Origin of the sequence: Streptomyces sp. FXJ1.172 (assembly GCF_001636945.3) — a bacterium.
GTDB lineage: Bacteria > Actinomycetota > Actinomycetes > Streptomycetales > Streptomycetaceae > Streptomyces.
Genome location: NZ_CP119133.2, coordinates 6,469,036 through 6,489,422 on the forward strand (window position 1 = coordinate 6,469,036; position 20,387 = coordinate 6,489,422).

Here is a 20,387-nt window from a genome sequence, read left to right on the forward strand (position 1 = left end):
CACCCACCCGGCCTCGACCTACGCTCGCTGTATGCCCCGCCGCAGGATCCGCGTGACCGGTGCCCCCGAGGCCCCCCTCAGGGCCGCCCTCGCCGCGCTGCGCAGCGAACTCGGCATCCCCGGGGACTTCCCGCCCGAGGTCCGCGAGGAGGCCGAGCGCGCGGCGAAGGCGCCCGCCCTGCCGTCGTACGACGCCACGGACATCCCCTTCTTCACCCTCGACCCGCCCGCCTCCATGGACCTCGACCAGGCCGCCCATCTGTCCCGGCGGCGCACCGGCTACCGGGTCCGGTACGCCATCGCCGACGTCGCCTCCTTCGTCGCGCCCGGCGGCCCGCTGGACGTGGAGGCCCACCGGCGGGTCAACACCCTGTACTTCCCGGACGGGAAGGTCCCGCTGCACCCCGTCGTGCTCAGCGAGGGCGCCGCCAGCCTGCTGCCGGGCCAGGTGCGCCTGGCCGCGCTGTGGACGCTCGACCTCGACACGGACGGCCGGACCATCGCCGTCGATGTGCGCCGCGCCCTGGTCCGCAGCCGCGCCAGGCTCGACTACGCCGGGGTGCAGAAGCAGATCGACACCAAGGCCGCCGAGGAACCCGTCGCGCTGCTCAAAGAGATCGGCGAGCTTCGCGAGCGGCTGGAGGTGGCGCGCGGCGGTATCTCCCTCAACGTGCCCGAGCAGGAGATCACCGCACAGGACCACACCTACGTCCTGCGCTACCGCGCCCCGCTGCCCGCCGACAGCTGGAACGCCCAGCTCTCGCTGCTCACCGGCATGGCCGCCGCCGAGGTGATGACCGCCCAGGGCACCGGCATCCTGCGCACCCTGCCGGCCGCCCCCGACGGTGCCGTGGCCCGGCTGCGCCGTACCGCGACCGCGCTGCGCATCGACTGGCCGCACCATGTGTCCTACGCCGCGCTGATCCGCTCCCTCGATCCCGGCGACCCGCGCCACGCGGCCTTCCTCCAGGAGTGCACGACCTTGCTGCGCGGCGCCGGTTACACCGTCTTCCGGGACGGCGTCCTGCCCGCGATCACCACGCACGCCGCCGTCGCCGCCCCCTACACCCACTGCACCGCCCCGCTGCGCCGCCTCGCCGACCGCTACGCCGCCGAGATCTGCCTCGCGGCCGTCGCCGGCCAGGCCCCGCCCGACTGGGTGCTCGCCGCTCTCGCCGCGCTGCCCCGGCGGATGGCCGACGGCGCCCGCGTCGCCGGGACGGCGGAGCGGGAGTGCATCGACCTGGTGGAGGCGGCGCTGCTCAAGGACCGGATCGGCGACGTCTTCGAGGCCTGCGTGGTGGACGTCGAGGAGCACCAACCGACCCTCGGTACAGTGCAGTTGACGTCCCCGGCGGTCATCGGCCGGATCGAGGGCGACCACCTCCCGCTCGGCGAACGGGTGCGGGTACGCCTCGTCCGGGCCGCCCCGGGCGCCTCGAAGATCCTGTTCACGGCCGCGTGAGCGGTCACGGCCGGGTGAGCGCCCGGACCAGGCCGCCGGGGTCGTCGGCGTGCAGCCGTACGACGCTGACGTCCCTGCGCCGGCCGAGCAGCGTCACGTGGGTGACGGGCTCGGTGAGTTCGAGCGTGACGGAGGTCTGGGAACCGACGGCGAGATCGAGCGCGTCCTCGGCCGGCGTGTGCGTCATCCGCGTCTCGCGGCGTACGGCACCGATCGCGGACAGCGGGATCCGCAGGTCCACATGCGCCCCGTACCGCACCCGCACCGCGTCCGGCGTCAGCACGTGCGGGCGGACCACGCAGGCCGCGTGCAGGCCGACGACGAACAGCACGGTGTAGACGTCCAGCACCAGCAGGACGTCGTGCGCGGTCGGCATGTCGCGCAGCATCACCGAGACGCCGACCGTCTCGACCACGCACACGAACGCCAGCCCCAGATGCGTCGCACCCTGCCCGCGCGCGTACCCGAACACCCGCCCGCCGGCCGTCCCCTGGGTGCGCCGGGCCAGCCACAGGGCCACGCCGGCGTAGAGCCGCACCTCGTGCCGGGCCAGCCGCCGCAGTGTCTCCAGCATGCTCAACTCCCCTCCCCGTAAAGCATGTTCAAGGTACGTCGGATCGCCTCGGCCTGGGCGGGGGTGAAGTCGGCGTACAGGGCCTGCAGGAACGCGTGGCCGGTGCCGGGCAGTTCGGCGGGCAGCAGCTCGCGGGGCACGCACGCGGCGATGGTCCGCGCGGCCTCGGCCACGCGCGGGTCGTCCGGCGCGGCGTCCGCGAGCGCGTCGAGCAGCGCGTACGCCTCCCGGGTGCGGGCCAGGGTTTCCGGGTCGTCCAGGACGCCGCGCAGCGCGGACATCATCCGCTCCCGGTCCTCGGGCGCCGCCCCGGTGTCGATGAGCGCGAGCACCTCGCGGTCCTTGGCGGCGGCGGGGGAGTCACCGAGGGGCAACGAGCCGAACAGGTCCGCCAGTTGGGGCGAGACCGGCCCCTCGGCGGGCAGCTCGCCGGCGTCCAGCAGCGTCCGCAGCCGCTGCCGCCGCTCCCGGATCTCCGCCTCCTGCCGGGCCAGGTCCTCGTCGAGTTCGCCGAGCACCTCGACCAGGTCCTTCCCGGCGTCGTCCGCGAGGACGTCCCGGACCTCGGCGAGCCCCAGCCCCAGCTCGGTCAGCCGCCGGATCCGGGCGAGGACGACGGCATGCCGGAGCGTGTACCGCCGGTAGCCGTTCGACAGGCGCTCGGGCTCGGGCAGCAGGCCCAGGTGGTGGTAGTGCCGCACCGTGCGCGTCGTGACGCCGACGGTGGCGGCGAGTTCTCCGATCCGCATGGGACCAGTACAGACGTTGACGCCACGGCAAGGTCAAGCGGCGCCGGCCGGGCTGCCGAGCCAGCGCTCCAGGACCTCCGGCAGCCCCTTGGCGTCCGCGGCGTCCTGCGTGTCGGCGGCCCAGGCCACGAAGCCGTCCGGGCGCACGAACAGCGCCTTCAGACCGGGCCGGCCCGGACAGGCGAGGGTGCGGACCGCCAGCCGGTCCACGTAGCCCTCGGCGGTGGCGCGCACCTCGGGGTCGTCGGCGAGGTCGAGCAGCAGGGCGCGGCCGGTGTGCAGGTGGTCGCCGAGCCGGGTGCCGTCGGACAGCTCCAGGTCGGGCGCGCTCGCGCCGGTCAGCGGGTGCTCGCCGGGCAGGTCGTAGCGCTGCCAGACGCCGGAGATCTTCGTGACGAGGTACGTCGTGCCGGTGGTGGTCAGCGCCAGGTCGGTGACCACCCGGCGCAGGGCGCGGGCATGCCGGTCCGGACGCATCACCGCGATCTGGGCCCGGGTCCAGTCGAGCACCCAGGCGCCGAGCGGATGCCGTTCGGCGGTGTAGGTGTCCAGCAGGGACTCGTGCGCCCGGCCGCGTACGACGGCGGCGAGCTTCCACCCCAGGTTCATCGCGTCCCCGAGGCCGAGGTTCAGCCCCTGCCCGCCGAACGGCGAGTGCACGTGTGCCGCGTCGCCCGCGAGCAGCACCCGGCCCTTGCGGTAGTCGGTGGCCTGGCGGGCGTTGTCCGTGAACCGGGTGACGCTGTGCACCTCGGTGATGGTGACCTCGGGCACCTGCGCCACCCGGCGCAGGCTGGCCTGCAGTTCCTCCGCGGTGATGGGCGCCGAGCGGTCGGCCGGGGGGCCGTCGAACTCCACGGTGAGGATGCGGCCCGGGAACGGCCCGTGGACGTACGTCCCCGTGTCCGTCGTGTTCCACCCTTCGCGCAGCCGCTCGCCGCCGGTCAGCTCCACGATCGCCTGATAGCCGGTGATCTCCGGGTCCGTGCCCGGGAAGTCGAACCCGGCGGTCTTGCGGACCGTGCTGCGGCCGCCGTCGCAGCCGACCAGCCAGCCGGCCCGGATGCTCGGCGAGCCGCTCACGTGCACGGTCACGCCGTCCGCGGCCGGGTCCGCGTCGAAGCCGGTCAGCTCCACGCCCCGGCGCACCTCCACCCCGAGCCGCTCGGCATGCCGGGCCAGGATCCGCTCCAGCGCGGCCTGCGGCACACCGAGCCCGGTGTCGCCGGCCGGGCCGACCTCGGCCCAGGCGGGGTCGGAGCCGTCGAACAGCTCCTTGGTCATCGTGATCCCGGCGAAGTGCCCGGCGAACTTGGGCGGGAGCTTCGACTCGGCGTCCTCGCCCCGGAAGGCGCGGATCCGCTCCCGCGCCGCCTCCCACACCGCCGCCAGCTCGGGCAGCAGTCCGCGCCGGTAGAGGGCGACCGCGCTCGGGATGTTGATCGCGCCCGCCTTGATCGTCTCGTCCACCTCGGTCAGCCGCTCCAGGACCAGTACCCGCGTCCCGCCGAGCCGCAGCTCGCAGGCGAGGAGCAGACCCAGGGGCCCGGCGCCCGCCACCACCACGTCGTAGTCCGCCACATTGCGCTCCAGCGTCGTCATGCTGCTGACTATAGTCACTAAAAGTTTTGAGCAGCTATAGTTTTGATATGAACGACGAGCGTGCGAATGCCGAGCGTGCGAACGACGAGCTGTCGCTGCGGGAGCGCAAGAAGCGGGAGACCCGACAGCGGATCTCGGACATCGCGACCGGGCTCTTCGCCGAGCGCGGCTTCGACGCGGTGACGGTCGCCGAGGTCGCGCGGGCGGCGGGCGTCTCCGCGATGACGGTCTTCAACTACTTCCCGCGCAAGGAGGACCTGTTCCTCGACCGCATCCCGCAGGCCGCCGAACTCTTCGCCGGGGCGGTGCACGACCGTGCCCCCGACGAGTCCCCGCTCGCCGCCCTGCGCCGCCTCGCGCTCCGCCTGCTCGACGAGAGGCACCCGCTGAGCGGCGTGGGGGAGCGCTACCCGCGCTTCTACCGGATCGTCCTCGCCTCCCCGGCCCTGCGCTCCCGCGCCCGCGAGGGCGTGGAGGAGGTGGAGCGGACGCTCGCCGCCGCCCTCGCCGAGGCGGGCGCGGCCGACCCGCAGCTCCTCGCGGCCCTGACCGTGGCCGCCTACCGCACGGTCTACCTCACCTCCGCGCGCCGCCTGCTGGCCGGCGACCCGGTGGCCGAGGTGGCCCGAGACCACCGGGCACGGCTGGAGTCCGCGTTCGCGTCCCTGGAGCGGGCGAGCATCGAGGGCTGAGCCCGCAAATCTGAGACTGTCCGCGACGATCTTGGCTCGTCGGCCCCGGCATGAAGCGCGCCCCGCGGGCGTTGCACCCATGCGCGGTCGGATGCGTCGGACGAGTCGGACGAGTCGGACGGGTGGGCGGGCGAGTGGACGTGGGGGCGGCGGATGGCGGAACAGGCGCTGTGGACCAGGGCACGGCTGGGCCGGTGCGGGCCCCCGCTCGACCTCCTGACCGCGAACTTCCGGCAGCACGTCTACGCCCCGCACGCCCACGAGGAGTACACCGTCGGTGTCTGCGTCGGCGGCTCCGAGGTGATCGACTACCGGGGCGGTCACATCCGCACCGGACCGGGCACGATCGTCGTCCTCGATCCCGGCGAGATGCACACCGGCGGGCCCGGCAACGCCACCGACGGCTATGCCTACCGCGCCCTGTACGCCGAGCCGGCACTGCTGACCGACGGCATCATCGGCGGCCTGCCGTACTTCCGCGAACCGATCCTGCAGGACCCCGAACTCGCCGCCGCGCTCCGCCTCGCCCACACCGAACTCAGCCGCTGCCCCGACCCGCTGGAGGCGGAGTCCCGCGTGCCCTGGCTGCTGACGGCCCTGGCCCGCCGCCACTCCACGGCCCGGCCCGCGCCGGACCTGGTCCCGGGCGCGGCCATGATCGCCCTGACGGTCCGCGACCGCCTGGCCGACGAGCTGACCGCCCCGCCGCCCCTCGCCACCCTCGCCGCCGACCTGGGCCTGTCCCGCTACCAGCTCCTGCGGGCCTTCCGTACGACGATGGGCATACCCCCGTACGCCTGGCTCGCCCAGTACCGGGTGACCCGGGCCCGCGCCCTGCTCAGCGCCGGACTGCGCCCGGCTCAAGTGGCGGGGCTGGTGGGCTTCGCCGACCAGGCGCATCTGACCCGCTGGTTCCGCCGGGTGCTGGGGGTGACCCCCGCGGCCTACCGCAACAGCGTTCAAGACGCGCCCTGGGACAGTGGCCGAAACTGACCGCATGACTGCACGCGGCTGGTTCCTGTTCTCCCTGATGGGAGTGGTCTGGGGCATCCCCTATCTGATGATCAAGGTGGCGGTGGACGAGGTGGCCCCGCCGGTGGTGGTGTTCACGCGCTGCGCGCTGGGCGCGCTCCTGCTCCTGCCGGCCGCCCTGCGCCAGGGCGGCCTGCCCGGGACCGTACGGGCCCACTGGCGCCCCATGCTGGCCTTCGCGTGCCTGGAGATCATCGTCCCGTGGTTCACGCTCACCGACGCCGAGCGGCACCTGTCCAGCTCGACGGCCGGTCTGCTGATCGCGGGCGTGCCGATCGTGGGTGTCGTCGTGGCCCGTGTGCTGGGCAGCGCCGAACACCTGGGAGTCCGGCGACTCGCGGGACTCGCCCTGGGCCTGGCCGGCGTGACGGTCCTGACCCTGCCCCACCTGACCGGCGGCGACGGACGCTCCCTGGCCGAGGTGCTGGTGACGGTCATCGGCTACTCGACCGCCCCGGTGATAGCCGCACGCCGCCTGAAGGACGTCCCCTCCCTGCACCTGACAGCGGCCTGCCTCTCGCTGGCGGCCGTGGTCTACGCCCCGGTGGCGGCCACGACCCGCCCGTCCTCCGTCCCCTCCGCCTCCGTCCTGGCCGCGCTGGCGGGCCTCGGCGTGATCTGCACGGCCGTGGCCTTCGTGGCGTTCCTCGAGCTGATCAAGGAGGCGGGCCCGACCCGGGCGACGGTGATCACGTACGTCAACCCGGCGGTCGCGGTGGCGGCGGGAGCGGTCTTCCTGAGCGAGCCGCTGACCGCGACGGTCGGGGCGGCCTTCGCCCTGATCCTGACGGGTTCGGTCCTGGCGACGGCGACCGCCGGTCCGCGCCGCTCCCGGCTCCCGGTACCATGGTCGACACGGCAGACGAGCCGGGCGGACGGCCGCGTGGAGTCCCCCTAGGGGGCTTCCCGAGGAACGTCCGGGCTCCACAGGGCAGGGTGATGGCTAACGGCCACCCGGGGTGACCCGCGGGACAGTGCCACAGAAAGCAGACCGCCCGGCGCTCAGGCGCCGGGTAAGGGTGAAACGGTGGTGTAAGAGACCACCAGTGCCCAGGGCGACCTGGGCAGCTAGGTAAACCCCACCCGGAGCAAGGTCAAAAGGAAACACCCCGGTGTTTCTGCGCGGACGACCGAGGGCTGCCCGCCCGAGTCCGCGGGTAGACCGCACGAGGCCGGCGGCAACGCCGGCCCTAGATGGATGGCCGTCGCCCCGGCGCCCGCGAGGACACCGGGGAACAGAACCCGGCGTACAGCCCGACTCGTCTGCCGCTCAGGGCTTCTGGCCAGCTAAATCGCAGGTCAGGGGCCTTTTTGGAAGGATCGGGAGCATGGCCGAACCCCGGTTCGTACCGGTTTGAACCGGACCTCACGGCTACCAACGTAGCCACGAAGGTAGCCACGCATGCGGCCACTGCGGGCGCTCGTCTGATTATTGGGCTGCAGTGATTCTCCGCGTATGACAGTCCGGCTTGCCCGAACGCAAGACGCCCTCCACCAGTGGAAGGCTGGTGAAGGGTGTCAGGGATTCAATATGGGAAGCCTGGGAGGCATCATGCGGCGATGAGGGCGGTGGCTGGCTTCGGCCGCGCTGTCAGGCTGGCGGCAGCTCCATGAGTCTCGCCGTGGTTCTTGAGGAGGCGGCTGTTACGTACGCCGGATCTCCTCAATGGTGTCACCCGCTCACGCGGCCACTGCGTGCTCCGGGATTCCGTTCTGGAGGCAGGTGGAGATGAAGGTGTTGCGGTTCAGCAGGTTGTGCGCGGAGTCGAGAAGCAGGCGCGTGCTCTCACAGCGCGGGAGTCGAGCCGGACGGTGCGCCCGGTGCTCCACCACTTCAGCTCCACAATCCGGGCGGCGTCACCGCTGGTGATCCTGGGCGCGATGCCCTCGTCCGCCTCGGCCCGCTTGACCCACCCCCGCAGGGCCTCAGGGTGCACGTCCAACTGGTCGGCGATGCGGTTGATCGCCCCGGCCCGGCCCGGCCAACCCGGATCCTTGCGGGCCGTAGCCGTTGCAGGCGTAGCGCGTTCACGCAGTTCGGGGGGTACGTATGGGGAGCAGCCAAGCACTCGGCTCCACCCAACTCGGGACAGTCCGATATCTCCATCAAACCGGGGCGGTTCATCCTGTAGTGACTGTGCCTGATGGAGGACACGAAGCAGACGCACGCCGCTGGACGGGCGGAGCGTCGGAGTCGTGGACAGGGCAACGGGGTGGGTGGTACTTCCTCCGCTGTTTCTGAAGCAGATGCGGGCCGGGCGCACCGGGGTTTCGTTAGCGCCGGGAAAACCGTTCGTAGTTGGCGCTTCACGCATTGGTGCGCTGACCGTAGAATCCGCGTCCAGGGGGGATCAGCGGGACTTGTGCGGCCACCAGGACAGTACGGACGTCTGTGGCCGCGCTTTGCGTTGGTAGCAGTGGGGACTGCCGCCGACGCCGGTGCTCCGTTGGCCCGGAAGCGACAACCTCAGGGACCAGCGTGACGAACTCGGGTGACTTCGGGGACAGCCAGGGACTCGACCGCCTCAGGGCGATGCTTGAGAGCTGGCGCACGTCTCTGGTGGACCTGAGCGGCCGCAACCGGCTGCTCAATTTCCGCCACACCAAGTCGGCGACGCTGGAGATCACGGCCCCATCCGCGCAGGAACTCGTCGAAGGCCTGGCCCGCGGCTGGGACTTCGCGCCGCTCCCGGACGAGGAGCCGGAGTCCGGCGAGGGTATGCAACCTGGCGATGTGGTCCTCGCGAAGAAGGGCGATCGCATTGACGGAATCGTCACCCAGAAGACCACCGGGCCTTCCCTTTTGCGCGCGTTGAACAGCCTGCGCGCCAAAGCTACTCAGGTCTTCAACGACTACGGCCTATGGACCCTCAATCTTGGCGTCGGCATGCTCCGCTGGCGAGAGGACGGAGCTGAGACGGCCAGCGACGCCCCCATGATCCTGATGCCGGTGGTCATCGAGCGCGCGCGCAACGGCCGGATCCGCCTCAGGGCGAGCGACGACGAGGAACCTCGTCTCAACCCGGCCCTCAAAGTGAAGTTGCAGCAATTCCATATCGACTGGACGTCGGTTGCCGAACAGGACCCTTCGGACCTGCAGGCGGTTCTCTCCGCCGCGGCTCGCGCGGTGGCGGGCAAGGCCGGATGGCAGATCTCCGACCGCGTGGTGCTCGCACTCTTCGCCTCCCACAAGGAGTCGATGTACCAGGACCTGCTGGACAACGAGGACCATGTCCTCAGCAGTGACCTCGTACGGGCGATGGCGCTCGGCCCGAATTCCGGACTTGTCTCCGACCGTTTCGACTTCGCGGAGATCGAACTCGACCGGATCGACGAACTGAGCCCGCCCGAGGACAACCCGCTGGTGCTTGACGCCGACGCCTCGCAGCGGCAGGCCGTCGCCGCGGCCGTGGCCGGACAGTCGTTCGTCCTGGACGGCCCGCCCGGCACCGGCAAGAGCCAGACGATCACGAACATGATCGCCGGTCTCATGCACGCGGGCCGGAGTGTGCTGTTCGTCAGTGAGAAAGCGGCGGCCCTTGACGTCGTCCTCGACCGGCTGAAGTCGGTCGGGCTCGACTCGTATGCCCTGGCGCTCCACAGCCACAACACCAGCCGTAAAGCGGTGGCCCACGAGCTGGGCCGGGCTCTCGTCGAGGAGCCGCGCGCACCGCAACTGTCACAGCAGACCCTGGCTCAGGCCAGGGAACTGCGCCTCGCGCTCAGCGCCTACGCCGAAGCGATGAACGAGGTCCGCGACCCGCTGGGACGGACCCTGCACGACGTGCTCGGTCGAGTCGGCCAGCTGTCCGAGGCGCCGGTGGCCTATCTGAGCCATGGTGACGACACCCCCACGGGGGCAGGGTCCACATTTCGCGCTGAGACGCTCAGTGAGGAGGACCTGCGCCTGATCGTCGAGGCGACGAGAGCCATCTCCGAGTCCTGGGAGGCGGTCGCGGATCCGTCGTTCCCCTGGCGTGACCTGCGAGCGGGCCTGCCGCACCCACGTCCTGTGCTGGAGCAGGCGCAGGCGGCGTGGGACGCACTCACGACGTCGGTCGACCGGTACCAAGATCTCGCGCCCGGGGGAGTGCCCATCACGGACCAGGGCGGAATCGACCGTTTGATCGCGCTCCTGCGGCTGCTCGACGTGCGGAGCCCTGTGCCGGAAGGGTGGCTGACCACGGATGCCTTCGCCGATGAGGTGGACGACCGGGCCGACGCCTTCCTGGCGGAACTGCGCAAGGTGCAGCGTACGAGCAATACCGTCCGCGCGGCGGTGGGCGAGCGTTGGCAGGAACTGTCCACCAGGCTGACAGCTGAGCGGGGGGAAGCCGAGGAGGAACTCTCGGCGTTGGTGCCGCGCGGCCTCGACCCCGCCGGACTCACGGAGGAGCGAGCGCGTCAGCTCGCCAGGGAGTTCGACGCGACCGCTGATGTCCTGGAGCGGACGCTGCACAGCCTCACCGGTGTCAGCAACCTCACCGGGCTCACGAAGCCCGGTAGCCCCGGAGAAGCACGCCATCTGTGTGACGTGATCGCCGTCGCCGGCACCGAGCACCGGCCTCTCGAGCAGTGGTTGGTCCCTGACGGCCCCGCGCGGGCGGAGGAGGCGGCGGTCGGGGCCGCCGCCGACGCCCTGAGGGACTTCTTCACACGGCGGGACCAGGTACTTTCCGCCCAGGCCCTCGCGACGGACCACGCGGGCCCGGGGTGGGCCGAACTGCATCGGGAACTGAGCGCCGAGCGACCAGCCAACGAGCTCGCCCTCGCCGCACTCGAACCACCTGGCGCCGACATCGCGTCGTTGACCGGCCGCCAGGCCGCGGAGCTGGCGAAGCGGTTCGACATGCTTGCCGACGCCCTCGAGGCGGCCGCCGGGCACGCAGACTCGGTGGCCGAGAGCCTCGGGTGTGACCGGCCGAAGGCGACGTCCGAGGCGGAGGATCTGGCGACGCTCGTGGAGCTGGCCACAGCCTCGGACCGCACGCTCGAAGCATGGCTCGATCCCCGGGCACTTTCCGATGTCCAGGCAGCCGTCGCGGAGATCTTCTCGGCCGCCGAAGACCTGGCTGCCGCGGAGGAGGCGGCGCGCGACACCTTCCTGCCCGAAGTCGTCTCCACGCCCGAACTGCCTGAAGCGGTCCACCGGCTCATGGAGGGCCGTCAGGGACTTGTCGGCATGATGTCCAGCGGTATCCGGGCCGACCGGAAGCTCGTGGCCCGGTTGACGCACGGCGGTTCGTGGCGCGGCGAGCTGTACGACAAGCTGCCACTCGCCGACGCCTGGTGCGCCGCTCATCGGAAGCTGTGGTCACTAGCCACGACCCACGCCGAGCTGATCGGCCGCTATCGGGGCACGGCGTTGCCCGACGTCATGGCACTGCGCAAGGCACTCGCGCATGCTGAGGCGGTCCACGCACTCGCGCCGGAAACCGTCGCCGACCCGTACCGCCGGAATCGGCTCGCCACTCACCTGGCCGACGGTCGAGAGCCGCAACCCGCGCTCGTCGAGCAGGGCACGGCGCTGCGCAGCGATCTCGCCACGTGGCGAAGGGCTTTGGATGGCCCGTCGCTGGCACCACATGCGGCCGACCTCATCAAGCAGCCGCTCGACGACGCCGCCCGCTGGCTGAGCGCCCATCTCGTCCCCTTGCGACAAGCCGTCGCCCTGCTGGACACCGTGGCCTCGGTCGGTCGCCGGGACAGTGGCCACGTTTCCGAGCACACGCTCGCCTCCGCGCGCACAGCGGTCACGGTCGCGCACGCGGCACAGAAGGAGGCCGCCGCGTTCGCCGCTCAGGCCGTAACGGACCGCACCCTTCTCGGCCCCTGGTACCGCGGCCTCGACACACAGGCGGACGCTCTGCGCGACGCCGCGCCCAACGGCGTGACGGGCTACGAGCCCATGGGGCAGCTCCTGCGCCGCGGCCTTGAACTGACGCGACAGCAACCGGGCCCGTATGCCACAGAGCAACAGCGAAAGTTCCTCGGCCGGTACGCCCCGGAAGGGCACCTCCGCAGCGAGGCTCTGCGGGCTGCTCTGGACTCCGCCCAGCTGATCGCCCGTCTCGCACTCGACGCACTCACGGAACCGGCGCGCCGGACCACCCTCGTCGAGGTGCTGGCCGACGGCCGGCCCGAACCGCGTGAACTCCTCGCGCAGACGGACCAGATTCGTCGTGACCTGGATCTTTGGCAGGGGTTCACGGGGCAGCCGCACGTCGCGACGGTAGGCACAGCGCTTGCCGTCCGCCCCCTCGAACTGGCGGCGAGCTGGCTCCGCGCGCACGTGGAGCCCTTCGAGGACGCGGCCGACCTCATCCGCTCAACCACCCGCGTCATGGACAAGGAGCCGGGCCTCACCCTGTCGCGGGCCAGGGAAGCGGTGGCCGCCGTCGTCTCCGCCCGTACCGCCGAGTCCTCCTTCGCGGAGAACGACGGCGCGTACCGAAGCCTTCTCGGTTCCCTCTACCAGGGCACCGAGACGGACCGTGACGCGATCTTGAATGCCCTGGACTGGGCCCAGAAGGTCCGTCGTACCGCACATGGCGGCCACTCCGCGCCCCTGTCGCAAACGGCGGCCCGGCTGATGCTGGCCGCGTCAGCGGATCCGTCCGTCGCGGCCTGCGCCGACGACTGGAGAGGACAGCGCGACGCACTTGCCGGGTTCTTCGAGCCTGAGCGGGCCGAGGAGCTGCGCCGCGAACTCGCCGAATCGCTCACCTCGGCCCAGTCCGTCCTGTGCCGCCTCGACCGGGACCCCTTCGGCCCGGAAGCGTGGTCCAGCTGCGCCGACGCACTGACCCTGCTGCGCCGCTACCACCTTGACGGGCTGCCCGGCCAGCTCGCACGCCGCGAGGTTCTCGCCGAGGACTTCCCCGCCTCCATGGAACGTGCGGTGCTCACCGCGTGGGTCGAGCACCAGCTCGCCACAGACCAGAGGCTGAAGCCGATGCGGGCCGGGGAACGCGACCAGCTCGTGGAGCGCTTCAAGAGAGCGGACCAGGATCTGGTGGCGGCGGCACACGCCGAGGTCATCGCCGCGTGCAACTCCCGCCGTCCTCGCCGGACATCGGTGGGGCAGGCCGCCGTGCTCCGCCGCGAAGCCGAGAAGCAACGTCGCCACATGCCTGTACGGCACCTGCTGAAGCAGACACGCGACGTTGCACGGCTCGTCAAGCCCTGCTTCATGATGAGCCCGCTGACTGTCAGTCAGTTCCTGCCGCCGGACTTCGAGTTCGACGTCGTCATCTTCGACGAGGCGTCGCAGGTGCTGCCCCAGGACGCGGTGAACTCCGTCTACCGGGGCAAGGCCCTTATCGTGGCGGGTGACCAGAAGCAGCTGCCGCCGACCTCGTTCTTCAGTGCGGCCGGGGACGGCGACGACGGCGACGAGTGGGACGAGGACGCCACCGACGGCTTCGAGTCCATTCTCGACATGTGCAAGGCCAGTGGAGTCCTGCGCGGGCTGCCCCTGCGCTGGCACTACCGCAGTCGGCACGAGAACCTGATCGCCTTCAGTAACCACGAGTTCTACGACAACTCCATGGTTACGTTCCCGGGCGCGCTGGAACAGGGACCGGACATCGGCGTGGAGTTCATCAAGGCGGACGGTGTGTACGACCGTGGCGGGAGCAGCGCCAACCCCCGTGAGGCCGCGAGGGTTGCCCAGCGCGTCATCCACCACTTCGACACTCGCCCCGAGCACACCCTCGGGGTGGTCGCGCTGTCGAAGGCGCAGGCGGACGCGATCGAGGAGGCGGTGCAGAAGGCCAGGGTGGCCCGTCCTGACCTCGACCACCACTTCACGGAGGGCCGACTCGACGGTTTCTTCATCAAGAACCTCGAAACCGTCCAGGGCGACGAGCGCGATGCCATCATCCTCTCCATCGGCTACGGTCCCGACCACCGGGGCAAGCTGCTGTCGACATTCGGGCCCATCAACAGGGAGGGCGGCTGGCGACGCCTCAACGTGGCAGTGACCCGCGCCCGGCGCCGCATGGAGGTTGTCGCCTCCTTCCACGGAGGCGATCTACCGGACAGCGCCAACAAGAGTGTCCAGCACCTCAAGCGGTACCTGCAGTACGCCCAGCACGGTCCTGCGATCCTCCGGACGGAGGCCGCCGATCCGGACGCTGCTCCGGAGAGCCCCTTCGAGGAAGAGGTCATCGGAGTCCTGCGCGGCTGGGGATATGAGGTCCAGCCGCAGGTGGGGGTCGCCGGTTTCCGCATCGACATGGCGGTACGGCACCCGGGCGCGCCTGGCACGTACGCGCTGGGCATCGAGTGCGACGGCGCCATGTATCACTCTTCGCGGGCGGCTCGGGACCGCGACCGGCTCAGGGAAGCGGTTTTGCGCGACCTGGGCTGGAGGCTGCACCGAATCTGGGGTACGGACTGGTATCGGAACCGGCGGGATGCGATGGCGCGGCTGCGGGCCGCGGTGGAGGCGGCGTGTGCGGAGGATCCGCATGCAGTGCGAGTAGCGCCCCCCGTGGGGGTGGCAGGCAGCGGCGGCAACGATGACGGTACCGCCGAGGTCGTGGACGGCCCCATGAGCGCAGGGGGTGGAGAGCCTGTAGCAGCGGTGGGTGGCCCGGCAGGCCCGCGCGTGGAGTTCGTGACGGTGGACTCCGGCCCTGCGCTTTGGAGCCGTCCTTACCAGGAGGTCGACGTTCACCGGTTGGCGGAGGTACGTGACCGATCGAGCAGCCAGCGAGGCACGTGGGGCCTGGAGTTGCAGGACCCCGATGCCCTCGATGTGGTGGCGGACGTGGCGCTGTGTGTGGTCGAGGTGGAAGGACCCGTCGAGAAGGAGGTGATCTACACCCGGGTCCGTCTCGCGTGGGGCCTTGGACGAGCCGGCCAGGTGGTTCGCGACCGCATCGATCGAGCTCTTCACCGCCTGCTCAGGCAGGGCAAGGTTGTCAACGTCGGCACGGCCTACGACAGGCCCGGCCGCGAGACGGAATTCGCCCGCACGCCGACGGAGCGGTGCGCCCGACGAGTGGCGGAGGTTCCCGCGGTGGAGCGGCAGCTCGTGCTCGGAAACGTGGTCGGCGAAGGACCGGGCGTGCACCGCGAGGACCTGCTGCGGGAAGCCGCTCGCTTCTTCGGGTGGGCGCGGCTCGGAGCTGATATCCGGGACGCGCTGACCGGCGACATCGACGCGTTGATCTCCGCCGGGGGCTTGATCGAGTCGGAGGGCGGCCTGATGCCCGCGGAGGGATCTTGAAGCACTCGTGGACAAGGCCGTTGCTGGAGGATCTGTGCGGTCCCCGGGCCCGGACCTGCCGCCCGCCGGCGCCGTCCTTGCCGTCAGCCACGTAGAGCAGCCGGTCCGATGTCCAGGTCGGCCGCTGCAGGGAGACGGCGGAGTCGTGGTCGCGCTGTTACGTGGGCCAGGTTCCCTTGCGGCTCGTAAGCCCCCACACCGGCCGCTTCCGCTGGGCTGACATGGACGTCATCGAGGTCGACCGCGCCGACTCCGGAGGGCAGAGGCCCTGCACTCCGGTGTCCGGACGTCGGTAGGGGAGACCGGGCACGACATCCGCTGCCGCGATTGGCGACCACCGGTACGACTGCGAGTACCGCCAGGTACCCTCAAACACATCGTCAACGCGGCCCGACGGGCTTCCGCTCCACCACGGTGGAGTCTTGAAGGACATGCCCCCACCCGCACGAGTCTTTTCGTGCTGCCTGGGGGAAGTCCTTGCTGTTCCGCGCGTCCGCGAAAACGGTCGCCGTCATGGCACTCGACGGTTCGCTGTTCCTGCACCTCACCGACCAGTTCGTCCACATGCACGGCTATCGACCCGGCGCCTCGGAGGCGCGCTCCTGGGAGCGCAGCATCCCCGTCCTGGCCGCCGCACTCAACGACGCCGGCCTGGGCGGCGTGGAGGTCATGCTGGAGTATTCGCTGCCGCTGAACAGCAAGCGGGCTGACGTCGTCCTCGCCGGAGTGCACCCGGTCACGGGAGAGCCGTCCTACGTCGTGGTGGAACTGAAGCAGTGGAGCCAGGCACTGCCACACGAGGACGACCCCACCCTGTGCCATGTCGACGCCTATGCCCATCCGGTCCTCAACCCCATCGAGCAGGTCCGCCGTTACTGCGATTACCTCGTCAATTTCAACGGCGCGGTGGCCGAGCACAGGCACCGGGTGGCCGGAGTGGCATACCTGCACAACGCCACCGAGTTCGGCGTGACCGGGCTTCGGGAGATCGAGCGTGACGGCCACGGACTGCTCTTCACCGCGGAACGCCGCGGCGGCTTCATCGACCACCTTCGCACGAGGCTGAGCGACGAGCACCCAGGGGCCCAGGCAGCGGACGAACTTCACGCGGGCGCCACGGTGCCGTCGAAGCAGCTCATGGCCGTGGCCGCTGAGGAGGTGCGCGAGCGCACCCAGTTCGTTCTCCTCGACGAGCAGCAGGTCGCGTACCGCATGGTGCTCAACGCGGTGGAGAAGGCGAAACATGCCGATCGCAAGGAGGTCGTCATCGTCACGGGCGGCCCCGGCACCGGCAAGAGCGTGATCGCTCTCCAACTGCTCGGCGAGCTGTACCGGCGCGGCGTTCCGGCACTGCACGCCACCGGCTCGCAGTCGTTCACGAAGACGATGAGGAAGGTCGCCGGAGCCCGCAAGCGGGAAGTCCAGGACCTGTTCAAGTACTTCAACAGCTTCATGACGGCCGAGAAGAACAGCCTGGGTGCCCTGATCTGCGACGAGGCACACCGCATCCGGGAGACCTCGGCCAACCGCTACACGCGCGCCGAGAACCGTACCGGCAGGGCGCAGATCGACGAACTCATCGACGTCGCCTACGTGCCCGTCTTCTTCCTTGACGAGCACCAGGTCGTCCGCCCCGGTGAGATGGGCACCGTGGCCGAGATCAAGGCGGCAGCGGCGAAGCGGGGCATCCCCTGCAGTGTCGTCCCGCTGGACAGCCAGTTCCGCTGCGGCGGCAGCGACGCCTACCTGCGCTGGGTGGTCCGCCTCCTCGGCCTGGAGCCGGGCGGGCCGGTCGCCTGGGAGCCCGACGGCCGCATGCAGTTGCTGGTGGCCGACAGTCCGCAGGAGATGGAGTCCTTCCTCGAAGCTCGTCGTTCCCACGGCTACGGCGCCCGTATGTCCGCGGGCTACTGCTGGCGCTGGTCCCCGGAACCCAAGCCCGGCGAGCCGCTCGCAGCCGACGTCGCCATCGGCGGCTGGGCCCGCCCGTGGAACCTGCGCGGCGACCGCTCAGTCTCCGGCGCACCCCCGGCCGCCCTGTGGGCCACCGACCCGGCGGGTTTCGGACAGGTCGGCTGCGTCTACACCGCCCAGGGCTTCGAGTACGACTGGTCCGGCGTGATCATCGGCCCCGATCTGGTCTGGCGCGGCGACCGCTGGATCACGGACCGCACGGCGTCGAAGGACCCGGTCTTCAAGAAGTCCACCCCCGACACCGACGTGGACCGCCTGATCCGGAATACCTACAAGGTCCTGCTGACTCGGGGCATGGTCGGCACCATCGTGTACTCGACGGACCCGGAGACACGGGAGAAGCTGCGGGAACTCGGGGGGACAGCCGACGCGGAAACTGGCCGCGACATGGAATCGGCACCCACGGCCAGACAACGGAGCCTGCCGTGAATCGGCCAGCCACCCGGTCAAGCAGGCCGAAAGAGGTTCGTCGTTCCCTGAGCGAGCCGCTTTCTGACTAAGATCACCGAACCGGTCGCGGCCCGACGGGCTTCCTACGTGGACACGCCCCCACCCGCACGAGTCACTCGTGCCCTTGGGGGAATCTCCTCGTGTCCATGCTCCTGCTGCGGTTGGCGGCGCGGGACCTGCTGGCCCTGCATGCACGGCGTCGCCTGGTCCCGCATCTGGCTGCCCGCTGGGTGCACTTCGGGCGAGGTGAGTCCTCTGACGGCGAGCGCTCCGCCTGGGCCAGAAGCCTTGTCTCCCTCGCCGAGGACCTGGTGGCCGCCGAGCGGGGCAACGTCGAGATGATCGTCGAATGCTCGCCGACCGTGGAGGAATCCGAAGGCCCTGGTGCGGACGGGCAGATCGACGTGGTTCTCGTTGGCAGGCATCCCGCGGAAGGCACCCTTTCCGTCCAGCTCGTCGAGTTGAAACAGTGGTCGGCGGTGACGAGGGTGGAGGCTGCTACAGCTGATCTCGTGTACGTCGACGGGATCGACGACCCCGTCAAACACCCCGCCCTCCAGCTCAGTGAATACCACGCGTTGTTCACCGGCCCCGCAGGTCCGCTGAACGGGCTGCAGTTCGAGTGCGGTGGTTTCGCCTATCTGCACAACGCCACGAATGAATCCGTCCGGCCATTGCTCGGCGTCGACGCGCCTACAGGCCCCTACGCACACACGTACACGAGTGATACCCGGGCCAGGCTTCTCAGCGACTTGCAGCGCCATTTCACAGCCGAGGACGACTACTCCGCGGCCGAGTACATACTGCACCGGATGAATCTCCGGAACACGCCGTTGCTCGACGCCATGGTCAACTCGTGCGGAGAGGACACTGTCTTCACCTTGCGGGGACGTCAGAGGAAGGTCGCCGATGACGTACTCGAGGCTTCGGAGCTGATTCTGGACAGTCCGGACCGAGCGGCAATCGTGCCCCGTCCGCAGCATGCCGTCTTCCTGGTCAGCGGAGGGCCGGGCACCGGGAAAAGCGCCGTCGGGCTGCAACTACGAGCCGATCTGGAAGCCGCAGGTCGAACGGTGAAGTACGCGAGTGGTTCGCGGGCCTTCAACGCTGCGATCAAGGAGAACGTCGGATACACCGCGGCCGAGTTCCGGGAGCGCTTCGCGTACTTCAGCAGTTTCGTGCAAGCGCCGAGTCCGCCGCTGGATGTGTTGATCTGCGACGAGGCGCACCGGCTGAGGGACAAGACCACCAACTACCGCCTCCCTGCGGAGAAGCAGGGCACGAAGCCGCAGGTGGACGAACTGCTCGACGCGTCTCGTATGACGGTCTTCTTTCTCGACGCCGGCCAGACCGTGCGCCCGCATGACGTCGGCACCGTGGAACACATCGAGGACGCTGCACGACGCCGTGATGCGGTTGTCCGTCGCTATCATCTGACGGAGCAGTACCGATGCGGAGGCAGTGACGCCTACCTCCGCTGGGTTCGGGCATTGCTCGGCGTTTCGACGCAGAAGCCGCACGATTGGGTCCCGGATGGACTCATGCACATCGAAGTCGTCGATACACCCGACGAGATGGAGCACATCGTCCGCACCGAGTTCGAGGCAGGAGCGACCGCCCGGATGGTGGCCGGCTACTGCTGGCCTTGGAGCAAGCCGGACGAGAACAAGAACCTCGAGAAGGACGTACGCATCGGTGTGGCTGGCACCGTCCGTGGAACGCGTCCAGTGAGTCCTTCTGTGCCAACGGCGAGCCACCGTCGAGAATCTGGCCGGTACACGACGCCGGAATCGGGCAGATCGGCTGTGTCTACACCGCGCAAGGTCTCGAGTGGGACTGGTGCGGGGTGATCATGGGCGAGGACATGGTCTGGCGCACCGACCGCTGGGTTTTTCGGCGAGGAAAGCAGCGAAAGGACTCGAAGGCCGGTGTCATGCGGGTCGCGAAGCCGGGCTCGCTCGATCCGAAGGTTCGGACCAGCACCCTCGGCGACGACGAATTCGCGCGCTGCGTCCGCCATGCCTACCACGTGCTTCTGACCAGAGCGAGCCGGGCGACCGTCCTCTACTCCACCGACGAGGAGACTCGGATGCACCTCAGGAGACTGGTCGGGGAGACCGACGTGCAGGGGCTCCGGCCGACTCAGGCGACCATCCCGCCCGAGCTGAGGATCGCGCCGCGTAGCGGGGCTGCGCGGAGCCGCAGGGCCCGACGGGCACAGAGCAAGGCCAAGCGGAAGAACGAAATGATGCTGTTCTGAGCCCTGCGCTCGAGGTGGAGTGGCGGGCTCCCGGTGCCCGCCACTTGCCTGCTTCAGAAAAGCAGGTGCGCTGCCGACGTCAGCGCCGCCACCAACACGTTGGCGACGACACTGATGGCGACGTCCACCAGGACCTTACGGAGCCGGGTGAAACGCGCAGGCTTGTACTCGGCAGGGTTCACAGATGACCACTCCTTGGCGGTGAGCAGGAATGGTGGGGGGACGGCCCACCGGGCATCCGCTCACACACCGCGTGAGTCCGCGCGGCGATTCACCACCACTGCTCACATGCCGCCGACTGGCACATGAACTCCGCGCTCGTACCCCTCCGGGAGGATGCGCAGCATAAGC

General features: G+C 70.1%; 10 protein-coding genes, 1 other RNA gene and 2 pseudogenes. 8 read left to right on the forward strand and 5 right to left on the reverse strand.

All coding sequences use genetic code 11. The annotated features are described in order from the left end of the window. Window positions 1-31: 31 nt before the first annotated feature. Window positions 32-1,465, forward strand: a complete 1,434-nt coding sequence (locus A6P39_RS29040) for an RNB domain-containing ribonuclease (protein ID WP_067039117.1) — start codon at window positions 32-34, stop codon at window positions 1,463-1,465. Between the two features lie 4 nt (window positions 1,466-1,469). On the opposite strand, the gene A6P39_RS29045 is transcribed toward A6P39_RS29040, so the two are convergent. The 3 genes from A6P39_RS29045 to A6P39_RS29055 are packed head-to-tail and all read right to left on the reverse strand — an operon-like array spanning window position 1,470 to window position 4,390. Beyond that, window positions 1,470-2,039 (reverse strand): hypothetical protein, encoded by a 570-nt coding sequence (locus tag A6P39_RS29045; RefSeq protein WP_067039116.1) that lies wholly within the window; start codon window positions 2,037-2,039, stop codon window positions 1,470-1,472. Window positions 2,040-2,041: 2 nt separating this feature from the next. Next, complete coding sequence (locus A6P39_RS29050; RefSeq protein WP_067039115.1) at window positions 2,042-2,788, reverse strand: MerR family transcriptional regulator; 747 nt, start codon at window positions 2,786-2,788, stop codon at window positions 2,042-2,044. 33 nt (window positions 2,789-2,821) lie between these two features. Beyond that, window positions 2,822-4,390, reverse strand: a complete 1,569-nt coding sequence (locus A6P39_RS29055; RefSeq protein ID WP_067039114.1) for an FAD-dependent monooxygenase — start codon at window positions 4,388-4,390, stop codon at window positions 2,822-2,824. 47 nt (window positions 4,391-4,437) lie between these two features. Here A6P39_RS29055 and A6P39_RS29060 point away from each other — a divergent pair, with 47 nt between their 5' ends. The 4 genes and pseudogenes from A6P39_RS29060 to rnpB all read left to right on the forward strand — a co-directional run bounded on the left by A6P39_RS29060 (window position 4,438) and on the right by rnpB (window position 7,380). Next, a complete protein-coding gene (locus A6P39_RS29060) occupies window positions 4,438-5,082 on the forward strand; it encodes a TetR/AcrR family transcriptional regulator (protein ID WP_067039113.1) in 645 nt (214 codons plus the stop codon). A 153-nt stretch (window positions 5,083-5,235) separates the two neighbouring features. Then, window positions 5,236-6,075 carry an AraC family transcriptional regulator gene (locus A6P39_RS29065; protein WP_067039112.1) on the forward strand — a complete coding sequence of 280 codons (840 nt, stop codon included), beginning with the start codon at window positions 5,236-5,238 and terminating at the stop codon, window positions 6,073-6,075. A gap of 67 nt (window positions 6,076-6,142) precedes the next feature. Next, window positions 6,143-6,859: pseudogene (locus A6P39_RS45575) on the forward strand (DMT family transporter); the annotation flags it as partial. A gap of 118 nt (window positions 6,860-6,977) precedes the next feature. Continuing rightward, window positions 6,978-7,380: RNase P RNA component class A (rnpB, locus tag A6P39_RS29075), an RNA gene on the forward strand. 479 nt (window positions 7,381-7,859) lie between these two features. On the opposite strand, the gene A6P39_RS29080 is transcribed toward rnpB, so the two are convergent. Next, window positions 7,860-8,057: a hypothetical protein gene (locus A6P39_RS29080; RefSeq protein WP_275883918.1), complete on the reverse strand. Its 198-nt coding sequence runs from the start codon at window positions 8,055-8,057 to the stop codon at window positions 7,860-7,862. 536 nt (window positions 8,058-8,593) lie between these two features. On the opposite strand from A6P39_RS29080, the gene A6P39_RS29085 reads away from it, so the two are divergent. The 3 genes and pseudogenes from A6P39_RS29085 to A6P39_RS45580 all read left to right on the forward strand — a co-directional run bounded on the left by A6P39_RS29085 (window position 8,594) and on the right by A6P39_RS45580 (window position 20,036). Beyond that, window positions 8,594-15,352, forward strand: coding sequence for a DUF3320 domain-containing protein (locus A6P39_RS29085; RefSeq protein ID WP_067040813.1), 6,759 nt, complete (start codon window positions 8,594-8,596; stop codon window positions 15,350-15,352). Between the two features lie 477 nt (window positions 15,353-15,829). Continuing rightward, window positions 15,830-17,755 carry a DUF2075 domain-containing protein gene (locus tag A6P39_RS29090; RefSeq protein WP_234378760.1) on the forward strand — a complete coding sequence of 642 codons (1,926 nt, stop codon included), beginning with the start codon at window positions 15,830-15,832 and terminating at the stop codon, window positions 17,753-17,755. Between the two features lie 866 nt (window positions 17,756-18,621). Further along, window positions 18,622-20,036, forward strand: a pseudogene (locus A6P39_RS45580) (DUF2075 domain-containing protein). Window positions 20,037-20,089: 53 nt separating this feature from the next. Here A6P39_RS45580 and A6P39_RS29105 read toward each other — a convergent pair. After that, window positions 20,090-20,218 (reverse strand): DUF6408 family protein, encoded by a 129-nt coding sequence (locus A6P39_RS29105; protein WP_234378759.1) that lies wholly within the window; start codon window positions 20,216-20,218, stop codon window positions 20,090-20,092. Between the last annotated feature and the right edge of the window lie 169 nt (window positions 20,219-20,387).